Source organism: Sulfurospirillum barnesii SES-3 (assembly GCF_000265295.1).
Classification (GTDB): Bacteria; Campylobacterota; Campylobacteria; order Campylobacterales; family Sulfurospirillaceae; genus Sulfurospirillum; species Sulfurospirillum barnesii.
The window spans coordinates 88,965-103,998 of record NC_018002.1; the positions used below are offsets into that span (position 1 = coordinate 88,965).

The 15,034-nt window shown below is 39.3% G+C and carries 17 protein-coding genes and 1 tRNA gene; 13 read left to right on the top strand and 5 right to left on the bottom strand.

All coding sequences use genetic code 11. The features are described from left to right. Positions 1-378 (bottom strand): DUF6394 family protein, encoded by a 378-nt coding sequence (locus SULBA_RS00465; protein WP_014768310.1) that lies wholly within the window; start codon positions 376-378, stop codon positions 1-3. 120 nt (positions 379-498) lie between these two features. Between SULBA_RS00465 and glmM the strand changes: the two genes are divergently transcribed. Then, a complete protein-coding gene (gene glmM / locus SULBA_RS00470) occupies positions 499-1,839 on the top strand; it encodes a phosphoglucosamine mutase (RefSeq protein ID WP_014768311.1) in 1,341 nt (446 codons plus the stop codon). Beyond that, a complete protein-coding gene (lspA, locus tag SULBA_RS00475) occupies positions 1,832-2,281 on the top strand; it encodes a signal peptidase II (RefSeq protein ID WP_014768312.1) in 450 nt (149 codons plus the stop codon). The genes glmM and lspA overlap by 8 nt, the downstream gene beginning before the upstream one ends. A 15-nt stretch (positions 2,282-2,296) precedes the next feature. On the opposite strand, the gene SULBA_RS00480 is transcribed toward lspA, so the two are convergent. Further along, entirely contained in the window at positions 2,297-4,201 is a 1,905-nt protein-coding gene (locus tag SULBA_RS00480; RefSeq protein WP_014768313.1) for an LTA synthase family protein, read from the bottom strand. A 176-nt stretch (positions 4,202-4,377) separates the two neighbouring features. On the opposite strand from SULBA_RS00480, the gene SULBA_RS00485 reads away from it, so the two are divergent. From SULBA_RS00485 to SULBA_RS00515, 7 genes are all read left to right on the top strand, one after another. Continuing rightward, positions 4,378-4,453: transfer RNA gene (locus SULBA_RS00485), tRNA-Val, on the top strand. Between the two features lie 50 nt (positions 4,454-4,503). Further along, positions 4,504-6,321, top strand: a complete 1,818-nt coding sequence (gene thrS, locus SULBA_RS00490; protein WP_014768314.1) for a threonine--tRNA ligase — start codon at positions 4,504-4,506, stop codon at positions 6,319-6,321. Next, entirely contained in the window at positions 6,318-6,833 is a 516-nt protein-coding gene (gene infC / locus SULBA_RS00495; protein WP_014768315.1) for a translation initiation factor IF-3, read from the top strand. The genes thrS and infC overlap by 4 nt, the downstream gene beginning before the upstream one ends. Before the next feature lie 126 nt (positions 6,834-6,959). Continuing rightward, complete coding sequence (rpmI, locus tag SULBA_RS00500) at positions 6,960-7,154, top strand: 50S ribosomal protein L35 (RefSeq protein ID WP_014768316.1); 195 nt, start codon at positions 6,960-6,962, stop codon at positions 7,152-7,154. A gap of 115 nt (positions 7,155-7,269) precedes the next feature. Further along, positions 7,270-7,623 (top strand): 50S ribosomal protein L20, encoded by a 354-nt coding sequence (gene rplT, locus SULBA_RS00505; RefSeq protein WP_014768317.1) that lies wholly within the window; start codon positions 7,270-7,272, stop codon positions 7,621-7,623. Between the two features lie 121 nt (positions 7,624-7,744). After that, the gene (gene pdxY, locus SULBA_RS00510) at positions 7,745-8,593 is read left to right on the top strand and encodes a pyridoxal kinase PdxY (RefSeq protein ID WP_014768318.1); all 849 of its coding nucleotides are present in this window, start codon (positions 7,745-7,747) and stop codon (positions 8,591-8,593) included. 51 nt (positions 8,594-8,644) lie between these two features. Further along, positions 8,645-9,157: a CopD family protein gene (locus SULBA_RS00515; protein WP_014768319.1), complete on the top strand. Its 513-nt coding sequence runs from the start codon at positions 8,645-8,647 to the stop codon at positions 9,155-9,157. A 21-nt stretch (positions 9,158-9,178) separates the two neighbouring features. On the opposite strand, the gene SULBA_RS00520 is transcribed toward SULBA_RS00515, so the two are convergent. The 3 genes from SULBA_RS00520 to SULBA_RS00530 are packed head-to-tail and all read right to left on the bottom strand — an operon-like array spanning position 9,179 to position 11,098. Then, the gene (locus tag SULBA_RS00520; protein ID WP_014768320.1) at positions 9,179-9,454 is read right to left on the bottom strand and encodes a hypothetical protein; all 276 of its coding nucleotides are present in this window, start codon (positions 9,452-9,454) and stop codon (positions 9,179-9,181) included. Next, complete coding sequence (locus SULBA_RS00525; protein WP_014768321.1) at positions 9,441-10,601, bottom strand: cytochrome b; 1,161 nt, start codon at positions 10,599-10,601, stop codon at positions 9,441-9,443. The genes SULBA_RS00520 and SULBA_RS00525 overlap by 14 nt, the downstream gene beginning before the upstream one ends. Continuing rightward, the gene (locus SULBA_RS00530; protein ID WP_014768322.1) at positions 10,598-11,098 is read right to left on the bottom strand and encodes a QcrA and Rieske domain-containing protein; all 501 of its coding nucleotides are present in this window, start codon (positions 11,096-11,098) and stop codon (positions 10,598-10,600) included. The genes SULBA_RS00525 and SULBA_RS00530 overlap by 4 nt, the downstream gene beginning before the upstream one ends. 161 nt (positions 11,099-11,259) lie before the next feature. On the opposite strand from SULBA_RS00530, the gene SULBA_RS00535 reads away from it, so the two are divergent. From SULBA_RS00535 to SULBA_RS00550, 4 genes are all read left to right on the top strand, one after another. After that, on the top strand, positions 11,260-12,099 hold the full coding sequence (locus SULBA_RS00535; protein WP_014768323.1) for a YitT family protein: 840 nt from the start codon (positions 11,260-11,262) through the stop codon (positions 12,097-12,099). Positions 12,100-12,205: 106 nt separating this feature from the next. Continuing rightward, complete coding sequence (locus SULBA_RS00540) at positions 12,206-13,336, top strand: MlaE family ABC transporter permease (RefSeq protein ID WP_014768324.1); 1,131 nt, start codon at positions 12,206-12,208, stop codon at positions 13,334-13,336. Then, complete coding sequence (locus tag SULBA_RS00545; RefSeq protein WP_014768325.1) at positions 13,333-14,067, top strand: ABC transporter ATP-binding protein; 735 nt, start codon at positions 13,333-13,335, stop codon at positions 14,065-14,067. Before SULBA_RS00540 ends, SULBA_RS00545 begins: the two co-directional genes overlap by 4 nt. A 7-nt stretch (positions 14,068-14,074) precedes the next feature. Beyond that, the gene (locus tag SULBA_RS00550; RefSeq protein WP_014768326.1) at positions 14,075-15,025 is read left to right on the top strand and encodes an MlaD family protein; all 951 of its coding nucleotides are present in this window, start codon (positions 14,075-14,077) and stop codon (positions 15,023-15,025) included. Positions 15,026-15,034: the final 9 nt, after the last annotated feature.

Below are 15,034 nucleotides of genomic sequence, written 5' to 3' on the forward strand. Positions count from 1 at the left end.
TTAGCGTTTCGATTTGAGTGTGTCACCAATATAGAGCAATACACTCGTAATATTCGCAAGCAAAGCACCACCGCTAAGACTAATAATCACCGATGAAATTTCTTTATCGATGGCATAAGCATAGCTTGCAATTGTCCAAATGGATGCTGCTGCGATCAGTTGAATATCAGCAACGAAACTGCTGGCTAAAAGTACAGAGCCTAATTGTGTTTTATCACCAATTTTAAGTGTTGTTGCAATGATGTTCACAACAAGGGCAGCAAAAAGTTCATATTTACTGTGTACTTCTAAATCGGTTAAATCACCGTAAAAAAAACCAAAATTAAGCGTCATCGCTAAAATAATAAAAAAACCTGAAATCACTTTATCTAAATTCATTGTTTTCCTCACTGCTGTAAGATACTATGAGGCTATTATACCGTTTACATGTAAAGATTAAAAAAGTTTTGTTACAATTTGGCTAAATTATCTTTACATGTAAAGAGAACAGGAAAAGACATGAAACTTTTTGGAACCGATGGGGTACGAGGCAAAGCAGGCAAAAAACTGAGTGCTTTTATGGCCATGCGATTGGCAATGGCAGCAGGCATTTATTTTCGCAAGAACTCTATTACCAATAAAATTTTAGTAGGAAAAGATACCAGACGCAGTGGTTATATGATAGAAAATGCTATTGTCTCAGGACTCACAGCCGTGGGATATGATGTCAGGCAAATTGGACCTATGCCAACACCTGCCATTGCATTTTTGACCGAAGATATGCGATGCGATGCGGGCATTATGATTAGTGCATCGCATAACCCTTATTTTGACAATGGTATTAAATTTTTTGACAGCTTTGGCAATAAATTGGGCGAAAAAGAGGAAGCTGAGATTGAAAAAATCTATTTTGATGATGAATTGATTGAAAAAAATCAAAAAATGGAGTTTGATATTGGCCGTTCTAAAAGAGTGGATGATGTGATTGGTCGGTATATTGTTCAGATTAAAAACTCTTTTCCTAAAACACTGACACTCAAAGGTGTACGTATTGTATTGGATACGGCAAATGGAGCAGCCTACAAGGTAGCCCCAACTATTTTTAGCGAATTGGGTGCGGACGTCATTATTATTAACAATGAACCCAATGGTAGCAATATCAATTTAAATTGTGGGGCATTGCATCCTGAAGAGCTAGGTGAAGAGGTAAGACGTTTACGTGCTGATGTAGGATTTGCCTTTGATGGCGATGCTGATAGATTGGTGATAGTAGATGAAAATGGTAATCCCGTCCATGGAGATAAGTTGTTAGGCAAAATTGCAACGTTCTTGCAAAGCCAAAATAGGTTAGCTAACAAAGGTGTGTGTGTTACGGTTATGAGCAATCAAGCGTTAGAAGATTATTTGGCAAAAACAGGGATTAAAACCTACCGTTGTGATGTGGGCGATAAAAATGTTCTTGAGTGCCTATATAAGGAAAAAATCAATTTTGGTGGTGAGCAAAGTGGGCATATTATTCTCTCTGATTTTGCTAAAACAGGGGATGCGTTAGTTGCTGCACTCGCTGTGATGCACTGTATACTCACAGAAAAGAAACGTGTGAGTGAATTATTCAATCCTTTTGAACTTTACCCTCAGCTTCAAGAAAATATTAAAGTGAATAATAAAATTCCACTTACAGAGCTTAAAGGCTATGAAGCCTTGGTTGCAGAATTGGAAACAAAAAAAATTCGTGTACTGATTCGCTATTCTGGTACGGAAAATTTATTGCGTATTTTATTGGAGGGACAAAATGAATTGTTATTGGAAGAGGCTATGGAAAAAAGCGTGAAATTTTTCAAAAGTGCTTTAAATGAATAGAACAGGGCTTAAGATTTGTATATCGCTTTGTACTATTTTTGTGATTGACCAGTTTATTAAAACTATTTTCTTAGAGGGTTTTCGTTGGCAAGGTGATTTTTTCTCTTTGATTTTGACGTACAACAAAGGGGTTGCTTTTTCAATGTTCTCTTTTTTAGATGAGTATTTGAAGTACATTCAACTTCTTTTAATGGGGGGGCTAGGTATGTATCTTTTATTTCAAAAAGAGATAGTAGCCAAATTTGCACTTTCCATTGGACTTATTGCAGGTGCAGCACTTAGTAATATTTATGACCGTTTTATTCACGGGGGTGTTGTGGATTATTTCTTTTGGCATTATGGTTTTGAGTTTGCCGTGTTTAATTTTGCAGATGTTATGATTGATTTAGGGGTCGTAATGATTTTATGGCACTCATGGAAAGAGTCTAAAGTCGCTAAATAGCCATTGATTGACTATTTAGCGGTATAATCTTTTTTCATACAAATCGTGTAATACGTGAATAACACCCAGTGTTGTCTTTTCCAAAAGGGGATTAGGTTCTTTGGGTATCAGTTTGAAATTTTCGTATTTGAATGTTTGCATTTTCATGTTTGGACCAATAACTGCAATTTCATCTTCTTTTCGAAGCGCATAAACATCATTAAAATTCATCAAAGCTATTTGCGGTTTAATAGGGTTAAAAATAGTGTGCCCTAAAATAGGATAATTGAAATCCAAACCCACAAGATCAAGGGCTGTGGCTAAGACATCAGGTTGACTTGAAAGCCCATGGTAGTTAAGCGGTTTTATACCCTCTGCAACAATAATAGCAGGTATTTGAAATGTTTTTACAGGAACGATATCATCCCCATAAACACGAACATTATGGTCTGCAACCACTACAAAGACGGTATCTTTATAATACGCCTCTTTTTTTGCAAGTTCAAAAAATTTCCCAATCGCATAATCAGCATATTTAATGGCATTTCGCTCACTTTGTTTAGGTTCATTGGGCTCAAATTCTATTTTGCCCTCGGGGAGTTCAAAAGGGGCATGGTTAGATTGGCTAAACATAACAGAGACAAATTTTTCATTGTTTCGTGCGTATGTTTTAAATTTTTCATTTGCTTTTATCACCAAATCCTCATCACTGACGCCCCATGTGCTCCTAAATGAAGGATTTTTAAAATCTTTTTCCTCAATGACTTCATCAAATCCATTTCCCAAATACCAGCTTCGCATGTTATCAAAACGTGCTTCACCGCCATAAATAAAGCTTGATTTGTAACCATAGGGTTTTAACAACGTAGCGATTGTAAAGAAATCATTTTGAGATTTACTTCTTTTTAGGACACCCTCTCCAGGGATTGGTAAAAAGCCTGAACTTAATGCTGCTAATCCTCGAATACTTCGTGTCCCATTGGAATAAAGATTGGAAAATGCGATATTTTCTTCTCCGAGCTGATTCATGTTGGGGGTGAGATTTGGTTCACCTCCACTAAAACGCACAAATTGTGCGCCCATGCTTTCTTGAATAAAAATGACTAAATTTTTTGGGTTTTCACGCTTGAAATTACTTTTAATACTACGATAAAAAGGTCTTTTAGTATCATTGACGTTTATATCTAAAAGCTGTGATGTTAAGGCATAAGCGTCATCAAGATTTATTTTTCCATACTCTTTTATCATCTCATGACTATTCTTTTGATTGCTGTAATACGCATAACCTATAGAATAAAGTGAATTTTTTGTAATTTCATTAATGATTCTATTGGTGCTATAGAGGGCATCAGAAATATTAGCAGGGCGGTGTCCAAACGATGAACGAATCCCAATAAATAAGAGCAATAAAAGAGGTAATAAGAGTAATAATCGGTGTATATAGGGTGTTTTTAATGTATTCTCAATGGAGATAAAACGTGATTTCATAAACCATACGCCATAGATGACCATCATGACCAATGAGAAAAGTAACTCTTTCGCATAATCTTTCCATAAAAGGGAAATGATTTCTTTAGGAGAATCAAGGTATTGGACAAAAAGATAATTAGGTCTCACATCATATTGTGCAAAAAAGGGAAAGGTTGCATTTTCAATAAAGATGAGAATAATAAACCAGAACAAGAGATAGAACTTGATAAATTTTGTTATTTTTATAGCAACAGAATCAGGCAGAAGTGCTAAGAGGAGGGTTGGTACGACAAGAAGGAGAGACAGCACCATTGTATCCATACGCACACCATATATAAAAGTGAGTAAAGAGTGCCCCAATGATATATCGTGAAGCCTATCATTATAAGAGAGATAAAGCAAAAATCTTCCCATGCAAAGGAGAACTAGAAATAAAAAATAGGTTTTAAAAAGTTCTTTAATAAAATGCATACACGTCCTTATTCATTGTGCTAAAGTCGTGATTGTAAGTAATGAATATGAACAGAGGATGAATCAGCGGATAGGATTGACTCAAGAGGGTTTAAGGATTAATTCAGTATTATACCGCTCTATTTTAAGTGGCTTCTCCTTGCTAGAAAGGCTTTTAATAGGACTATAATGGAAATGGTCGCGTAGCTCAGTTGGTAGAGCACTACCTTGACATGGTAGTGGTCGGAGGTTCGAATCCTCTCGTGGCCACCATTTTTTGTTCTCCCGTTGGTGTGGGAGTTCATACAAGTAAAGGACTTATTATGATACATGATATTATCGCCTATAAAGATGGCGCCTCTCTCGTTGATACACAAACTGCATTAGCTTCCTCTAAGACCTACGAAGACAAAATCTTGTTTGAAAACTCAAAAGACGCTCTTGAAGTGATCCGTCACTCCTGTGCTCATTTAATGGCTCAAGCGATTAAAGCGCTCTACAAAGATGCTCAGTTTTTTGTTGGACCTGTGATTGAAGATGGTTTTTACTATGACTTCCGTGTCACTGAAAAAATTGGTGATGCTGATTTAAAAGAGATTGAAAAAAAGATGGCAGAACTTGCGAATGCAAAGCTTCCCATTGAAAAAATATATACAACAAAAGCAGAGGCTCTTAAGCATTTTGCGAATGATGACTTAAAACAAGAGGTCATGTTACGCATTCCTGATGGTGAAGTGTCTATTTATAAACAAGGTGATTTTGAAGATCTTTGCCGTGGTCCTCATGTGCCCAATACTAAATACCTTCGTTTCTTTAAATTAACAAAAGTTGCAGGTGCGTATTTGGGTGGCGATGAAAAACGTGAGATGCTTACACGTATTTATGGCATTGCGTTTGCAGATAAAGAGAGTCTAAAAGATTATGTCACCATGATTGAAGAGGCTAAAAAAAGAGATCATCGAAAAATTGGTAATGAACTGAAACTATTTACGTTTGATGAAGAAGTGGGTGCAGGACTTCCCATTTGGTTACCACAAGGTGGCAAGTTACGCTCTAAGCTAGAAAAATTATTATTTTCTGCACACCGCAAACGTGGGTATCAGCCTGTACGTGGCCCTGAACTTTTAAAATCAGATGCATGGAAAATAAGTGGTCACTATCAAAATTACGGCGAAAACATGTATTTTACCGTGATTGATGAAGCAGAATATGGCATCAAACCAATGAATTGTTTGGGACATATCAAAGTATTTCAAAGCGAAGTCCGAAGCTATCGTGATTTACCGCTCAAATTTTTCGAATACGGTGTCGTGCATCGTCATGAAAAGAGTGGCGTGTTGCATGGTCTTTTTAGGGTTCGAGAATTTACCCAAGATGATGCGCATATTTTTTGTACTCCAGAGCAAATCAAAGAAAATGTTATAGAAATTTTAAGTTTTGTCGATTCTATCATGAGTGCTTTTGGATTTAAATATGAGATGGAAATCTCGACACGACCTGAAAAATCAATTGGTGATGAAGCGTACTGGGTAGCTGCAACTGAGGGCTTAAAAAATGCATTGGATGAAAATGGCATTAAGTATGGCATTGATGAAGGTGGTGGAGCGTTTTATGGTCCGAAAATTGATATTAAAATTACGGATGCGTTAAAACGTAAATGGCAGTGCGGAACGATTCAAGTCGATTTTAATTTACCAGAACGTTTTGACATTTCTTATGTGGATGCCAATAACGAACATGCACGACCTGTGATGTTACACCGTGCCATTTTAGGTTCTTTTGAACGATTTATTGGTATTTTGATTGAGCATACTTCTGGCGAGTTTCCATTTTTTATTGCACCAACGCAGGTAGTGATTGTCCCTATTTCAGATGCACATCTTGCGTATGCAAAATCATTAGCAAATGCCTTAATGGCAGAAGAGATTGATGTTGAAGTTTCATCAAAAAATGAGAGTTTAAATAAACGTATTCGTAACGCTGAAACCATGAGAGTTCCTATGATTTTGGTTGTTGGGGATGCTGAAGTTCAGAATGAAACAGTAGCAGTACGTGACAGAAGAGAAAGAACACAGTATAATTTGGGTAAAGTTGAATTAATCAAAATCTTAAAGGAGAAGCTTAGTGAGGTACACTTTTGAGTAAAGACAAAGAAGTCCTACTGAACGAAGAGATCAGAGCAGTAGAAGTAAGGTGTATGGGAGATGATGGTACCCAATATGGTATTATCACCAGAAATGAGGCTCTTGCGAAAGCAGATGAGCTAGGTTTGGATTTGGTGCTCATTGCGCCTGATGCAAAACCTCCTGTATGTAAAATCATGAACTATGGAAAGTTCAAGTATCAGCAAGAAAAAAAGCTCAAAGAAGCACGAAAAAACCAGAAAATAATCGAAATTAAAGAGATTAAGCTTTCTGTCAAAATTGCTTCAAACGATGTCAATTATAAAATAAAACATGCACGTGAGTTTCTTTTAGAAGGAAAACATGTGCGTTTTAGAGTCTTTTTGCGTGGTCGAGAGATGGCAAATCCAGAAGCAGGAGAGCATGTATTGGAGAGTTTGTGGCCAATGCTTGAAGATATTGCGGAACGTGAGAAAACACCAAAACTTGAAGGTCGATACATTAATATGCTGGTCACTCCTAAAAAGTAAGCCTAGAAAATTTGCATTTTCTTCATTTTAATCCCCTCTAAGGAAAATTGAGCTATTATAGCCGTTTTCTAATGCTAGAGGGGATATTTTTCCATTTAGATTTTAGAATAATCACAAGGAGTAAGCATGCCGAAAATGAAAACGGTACGCGGTGCAGCCAAGCGTTTTAGATGCGCAAAGAATAAGATTAAAAGAGGCGCAGCCTTTAGAAGTCATATTCTTACTAAAAAACCAACGAAAAGAATGCGTGGTTTGAAAGTCGCTAAAACTGTTGATGCACGCGATGAGAAGTCCGTTAAATTAATGCTTTGTAAAGCATAAATTCAAAAGAGTTTTTGACAAGAGTCATTCACCCTACATGTAATGTTCCCCTCTTAATGAGGGTAAGTTCCCGAGACGGGACACCGACATTGATTTATTTGGTCAAGGAGACACCATGGCAAGAGTAAAAACAGGTATCGTCAGAAGAAGACGTCACAAGAAAATTTTAAAGATGGCAAGAGGCTTCTTTAGTGGAAGAAGAAAACACTTTAGAAAAGCGAAAGAGCAATTAGAAAGAAGTTTAGTTTACGCATTTCGTGATCGAAGACAAAAGAAAAGAGATTTTAGAAGACTTTGGATCACACGTATCAATGCAGCATGTAGACTGAACGACATTAGCTACTCACGCTTCATCAATGCCCTAAACAAAGCTAATATTGATTTAGACAGAAAAATTCTTGCAGATATGGCGATGAATGACCCTGAATCCTTTGCAACTGTTGTAAAACAAGCAAAAGCAGCGCTTTAAATAGAAAAACCTTAGGATAATAATCCTAAGGTTTTTATTCTACAGCCCCTCTTTTTTTAAATTTCCTAAAATTATTTATTTTTTTGTTACAATAAGCCTTATTTTTTTCAAGGCTCACACAATGAATATTTTATCGATTCAATCGCATGTTGTATTTGGTCATGTCGGCAATGCCGCGGCAGTTTTTCCCATGCAACGCTTAGGGGTTGAAGTGTGGCCACTGCATACCGTACAGTTTTCCAACCACACAGGCTATGGTTCGTGGAAAGGGAGAGTATTTGACGGCTTTTTTGTCGATGAACTCTTAGAGGGTTTAGCGCAACGAGAGATACTGCACACCTGTGATGGCGTGGTCTCTGGTTACATGGGCTCACCCGATTTGGGGTATGCCATTTTAGGAGCAGTGGAGAGAGTCAAAAAAGAAAATCCCAAAGCGCTGTATTGTTGTGACCCTGTCATTGGCGATGTAGGACGTGGCATTTTTGTACGCCAAGGTATCCCTGAATTTATGGCAGAACATGCGTGTAGCGTAGCAGATATTATGACTCCAAACCACTTTGAGCTTGAATACCTCACCCAGCAGAGCATTCACACCAAAGAAGCGCTGAAACATGCGATAGAAAGCTTGCACGCCAAAGGTCCTCACATTGTGCTCGTCACTTCAGTGCATTTGGAGGATACCCCACACGATGCCTTAGATTTGGTGGTTTCTGAACAAGGTCAATTGTTTAGAATTCGCACGCCAAAACTGGATATTGTTTTAAATGGAACGGGCGATACCATTACCGCGCTCTTCTTTGTGCACTATTTACGAACACGTTGTATCAAAACGGCTCTGTGCAATGCGACCTCATCGGTCTATGGATTGCTTAAAAAAACGGAACTTGCCTCTTCACGGGAGATTTTACTCATTGCCGCACAAGAGGAGATTGTCTCGCCTTCGTGGTATTTTGAAGCGGTGCCATTGTAGGCAAAGTTTTTGGGTGTTATAATGGGTTTACGAATCTAAAAAGGATAGCCTTTGGACTACTACAAATGGGTTTTAGCCTTCCATGTGATGGCATTTCTTTCGTGGATGGCAATGCTTTTCTATTTGCCTCGTCTTTTTGTTTACCATGTTGAATATGCTGAAAAAAAAGGCTTTGTGGAAGTGGTGAAAATTCAAGAGTACAAAATCTACACCTACATTGGGCTTCCTGCCTTTTGGGCAACCCTTGCGAGTGGTCTTTTAATGATTGCACTCGATACGCAACTACTCTCAAGCGGTGGATGGATTTACGCTAAATTTGCTGTTTTAATCATTCTTGCACTCTACTCTTTTTCCCTTGAAAAGTACCGCCTAGAGCTTGCCAATGGCACCTGTACCAAAAGTGGAAAATTCTTTCGAGCCTATAACGAAGTACCGACTGCTTTAGCCATTTTAATTGTGGGGTATGTCATCACCAAAAGTTTTTCATGGGCATTTACACTCATTACACTGGGTGTTTTAGCGATGATTATGGATGTGATTTTGGATGGAAAAGAGAAAAAATAATCCTTACATGTAAAGATGGTTTTAGAGCTCTTTAGAGTGGTTGCGTTGCAAAATAATTTTAGTGTACAGCAACAAAGAGAGCACCAAAAAATAACTCACAATGCTATAACCCATGGTATCTCGCTTTAGTTGCTCTTTGGGTTCCACTGCCTGTACCCCCTCTTTTTTATGCTCACTATGACTTAGCTCAACGTGTTTGGCCTTTGTGCTAGGGTAGTGGTGAGGCAAGACCTCTAAGCCGACATACAACATACTCATGAAAAAGAGAATGAGCATAAAAATTTTAAGATTTGGCATGGGTTTCCTTTTGAGATAAAAACGGTAAAACAATAAAAAGTACCATCATCAGGGTTGAAAAAACAAATCCCAACCACAACGTCAGCTCTGTCGTGGGAAGTTTGCCCAAAATACTCAGTGCAACCAAAGAGAGCACCAATGCCCAGAACCACACCGAAAAGTAGGGGCGTTGGTGTGCTGGAATACGCCTTGGGTTTTTATCTAAAAGTGGCATAAAGAGTAGTCCTGCATTCACCACCACCAACGAAGCCATACCAATGTAAGAGCCTTTGATAAATCCGATGTCAAAGAAAAAACTTTTCAGCAGTTGCAGCATCCACAAAAAATACCACTCAGGATAGATATGTGCTGGGGTATCGGAGGGATTGGCAGGGGTGAGGTTTAGAGCGTCAAAGGCAATGGAGCTTTGAAAAAAGACACAATAAAAAAAGAATGCCAAAAAGAGTGTGCACGCCAAAAGCGGTTTTAAAACGGCATTGGAGAAAAAGGGTTTTGACTCTTTTGGGGGGAGGGCATGTTTGCTAAAACGCTCCTCTTTGCTTACATGTAACCCTTTTCGATTCCATGAAAGTTTGGTGGTTGCGTACCATTTCATAAAGTCGACGTGTACCAAAACCATTATGACAATGAGTAACGGCATAACCACAATATGCAGCGTGTAAAAACGAAGAAGCGTAATGCCACTCACGCTAAAATCGCCTCGCACCCAGAGCATAATATCTTCCCCAGCCCCTGGGATATACTCCAACAAACTGGTAATCACCTGTGCCGCCCAGTAGCTCATTTGCCCCATTGGAAGCACGTACCCTGTAAAACCAATCACCATACAGCAAAAGTAGAGCACCATGCCGTTGTACCAATACTTCGTTTTACCGTGTTTGTAAAATCCAAAATAGAGCATGCCCAAAAGATGAATGTAGAGCAGTAAAAAGAAAAGGGTTGAACCCACCGCATGCATGCTTCGCCACAACCAACCGTACGCTACGTCGTGCATAATGGTTGTGTGCACACTCTCAAACGCTTGAGCGGCATCAGGGATGTAGTGCATTGCCAAAAAAATGCCTGAAACCAAAAGCAAAAGGCACAAGAGCACCATAATGGTACCTGTGTAGAGGAGGATGTTGAAATTGCTCAGTTTTACATTCATGCGTGCGCCCTTTCCATCAGGCTCAAATAGGCTTCGCCCACTTCACCCACAATGAGCATTTCACCCTCTATTTTAAAAGGAGGAATGACGAGGGGTTTACTCACGGGACCTGAAAGGGCAATGCCATTTTGGTCAAATTGTCCGTTGTGGCAGGGACAAATAAACTTTTTTTCTTTGCTTTCATACTTTGGGACACAGCCTAGATGCGTACAAATGCCTATCATCACCGTGTAAAAATAGTCACCAATGTGAATATCACGCTTTGCATCTAACGCCAAAGAGGCATCTTTTTTGAGAATAAAAAGGGGCTTTTTTTGCCATGTGAAAAAGGAAATTTCATTAAGGGGGAGGGTGGTTGTGTCAATAAACGTCGCTGCATCCAAACGGGCTTTTTTAGGTGGTTCTAAAGATTTAAACATGGTCTCTACGCTAAAATAAACACCGCTTCCAGCCAAGGCTATTAGCGAATAATTCACAATCCTACGGTTTCTATCCATTCACGCTTTCCTTTACACGGCTTCACTGAACCCATTTTACCAAAAACTTACCCTGAGTCACATTTTTTACATGTAAAAGCTAAAAATCACACACAAAGCACGAAAAACATCAAAAATTATGTGCTACAATCCACACAACTATTTTACATGTAAGGCTTAGCGTGCATCTTTCTACGGAATTTAAAAATTATGGTTTTATTGGGGTGGGTTCTTTATTTTTAGCGTACGGTGTTGTGGCACTTTTTATCCCAAATGCCCTTGTTACAGGAGGCACGAGCGGTATGGCGCTTCTCATGCACTACATTTTTCACTACCCAGTCGGTGTGATGATGATGGCGATTAACGCACCGCTACTTCTTTTAGGAACGAAGTTTTTTGGCAAGCATTTTACCGTTCGAAGTATTGTTGCCATTGGGTTTACCTCCGTGTGTATTGATGGCATGCGTGCGTGGATGAACGTGCTACCTCTTAGCCACGATGTGATTTTAGCTTCTATTTTTGGTGGTATTTCTGTGGGCATTGGGCTGGGATTTATCTTAAGCGCACATGCTTCTGCGGGTGGCTCGACCATCATCGCCAAAATTGTCGCCTCAAAAACAAGCATCAAAGCCTCAACGGTGATGCTTGTTATTGATATGCTCATAGTGATCGCCATTGCGCTTATCTCTAAAAATGTGGATTTAGCACTGTGGAGTTTGGTGAGTATCTACATCTCCGCTAAAAGCATTGATATGTTCCTCACGAGGGGACCTTCCAAAAAAGTGGTGCACATTGTCTCAAGCCAAATCGAGGCATTGTGCGAGACCATTGTGCATCATTTAGGACCGTATGGCACCATCGTGCAAGGCAGTGGCATTTTTGAACACGAAGAAAAACGTATGATATTTTTAGTCGTCGAAAACAGCCGTATCCCTAGACTTAAAGAACTCATTCAAAGCGTGGATGATGAAGCGTTTATGGTGGTAATGGAAGCTTCCGAACTTTTAGGAAGAGGGCATTAAAAATGGAAGAAAAAGCTTTACATGTAACGCTTTTTCTTCCAGTAAAACCACAAAATTTCGCCCTTATTCGCCTTATGTTATAATAAACAAAAACAGGTTGCACGCGATGAAAAAACAGCCTCCGCTTCTTGTCTCGCAAAGCTCTGAGGGGTTTCATATTGCTTTGGGTGGGCATTGGGTTAAAGAGTCAGTTGTGGTGCTTGAGAAGGCATTTGCAACCCTTACATGTAACCCTCAGTCCACGTATATTTTTAATGCAAGCCGTATTGAGACGTTTGATACGCATGGTATTTTGCTGTTGTTGTATCGGATTCAAGAACTCGAAAAAAAGCATTGTGTGGTTCGTATTGAAGGGACAAACCCCTCTTTTGAAGAACTGTTAAATGTCTGCAAGGAGCATTATCCTCATGAAATCCCCCCTCAAAAAAAAGAGCTAGCCTTATTTACTTTTTTAGAAAATGTGGGGAAAGAAATGGTAGCAGGGTATAAAACACTTGCCTCTTTTTTCTCTTTTACAGGAGAGCTTTCTCATGCAATAAGTGCACTTTTCTTGAAACCTGCCAATATTCGCCTTAAAGCGACACTGTATCATATTGAACAAAGTGGTGCAGGGGCGATTCCTATTATTTTATTGACATCCTTTTTAATTGGCATTGTCATTGCCTATCAGGGGGCAGCACAGCTTGAAAAGTTTGGAGCAAATATTTTTATTGTCGAGATGATTACGATTTCAGCGGTGCGAGAACTTGCTCCCTTGCTTACTGCCATTGTGGTAGCGGGACGAAGTGCCTCTTCGTACACGGCGCAAATTGGGGTGATGAAACTCACCGATGAAATTGATGCGATGAGTTCTATGGGCTTTTCTCCATGGAATTTTTTGGTACTTCCTCGTTTGTTCGCGCTCATTATTTCGCTTCCTTTGTTAGTCTTTTTTGCCGATGTTGTCTCCATTTTTGGGGGTATGGTCATTGCTTCAACACGTTTGGATGTGAGTTTTGTAGAGTTTATAGACCGTATTCAAGAGACGGTTGCGTTAAAGCATCTGATGATTGGTTTGATAAAAGCGCCTATTTTTGGGTGTATTATTGCTACTATTGGGTGTTTTAGGGGATTTCAAATTGATAGTAACACAGAGAGTGTTGGAAAATACACGACGATTAGTGTTGTAAATGCTATTTTTTGGGTCATTGCGATGGATGCCATTATCTCTGTTATTTTAACGGAGCTTAAATTATGAAACAAAATAATGTTATTGAAGCTAAAGGTATCATAACACGTTTTGGAAAGCATACCATTCACGATGGTGTCAGTTTTTCGATTGCTAAAGGGGAGATTTTTGGGCTTTTAGGCGGAAGTGGAAGTGGCAAAACCACGCTATTAAGAGAGATGATATTGCTTCAAAAAGTTCATGGTGGGTCGATGCACGTTTTAGGGTGTGATGTGGCAAATGTGTCCCAACAAATGGCGCAAGATTTGCGCAAACAATGGGGTGTACTGTTTCAATTTGGTGCACTGTTTACCTCGTTGACAATCTTAGAAAATGTCAGCATCGCAATGAAAGAGTACACCAACCTACCTGCATGGCTTATTGAGAAGTCTGCACTGATGAAACTCTCTATGGTAGGGCTTCCCTCAAAAGTTGCCACGATGTACCCCTCGGAGCTCAGCGGTGGTATGAAAAAAAGAGCCGCATTGGCAAGAGCCCTTGCCCTAGATCCAAAACTCCTTTTTTTGGATGAGCCAACCTCGGGGCTTGATCCGCAAAGTGCCCGTGCCTTTGATGCATTGATTCAGACCTTGCGTGATACCTTAGGCATTAGTGTTGTGATGGTAACACACGACAAAGAGACTATTGCGCAGGTCTTGGATCGTTTTATTATTTTAGGGGATCAAAAGGTCAAGTTTGAGGGTACAATGGCATTATTAAAACAAACCAGTGATGAAACGTTGAAAAATTTTCTAAGTTGAGGCTGTCATGGAAAATCGCTTAAGTTATAGTATTGTAGGTGCATTTGTCTTTCTTCTGCTCATAGGAAGTGTTATTTCTATTGTGTGGCTAGGGCGTTATTCAGAAGAGGGAAATTTTAAATTTTATCATGTGGCGACCAAAGAGTCTGTCTCAGGGCTGAATGAAAAAGCACCTGTCAAATTGCATGGCGTGCAAATTGGAGAAGTACGAGATATTGCCATTAATCCTAAAAATGCTGAAGAGGTTTTGGTGATTATTCGTGTGCAAGAAAGCGCGCCGATTAAAGAGAGTACTTATGCCATTATTGAAGCGCAAGGCATTACGGGTCTTAGTTTTATTCAGCTTCAAGGTAGCACAAACGACTCTAAAGATCTTAAAACAGGTTCCAATAAAGACGAATACGGCATTATTTACTCACGCCCCTCTACCTTTTCACGCATCGATAAGACCATTACCTCTGTGAGTTTGAAAGCCGAGAAGATTTTTGAAAGAGCTGAAGAGATTATGAGTGATAAAAACCTCAAGAACTTTGAACGCATTTTAGAAAACAGTGCAAAAATCGCTGAATCTACGAGTAAGACGATGGCAAACATTGAAACACATAATCACGAAATTAACACCCTTCTCAAAGAGTCTATTGAAGCAGCCCGTGGCATTAAGGCGATGTCTTACTCCTTTACCTCCGCCATCGATAATACAGGTATTGACACGATGAATAATGTACGAGAGGCTTCCAAAAGTGTTAAGAGTGTGATGGGCGGACTCAATGAGAAAATGGAAAAAGGTGCATTTGATTTGGATATATTGGTGAAAGAAAATCTCTTACCCCTTCAAAATACTCTAAAAGAATTAGAATTCGTGTTGCGTGAAACCAGAGATTTGGTGGGCAATCTTAAAGATAGCCCCAGTGATTTACTCTTTAAATCAGAAACAACCCCGCCAGCCCCGAATGAATAAATTTAAAGG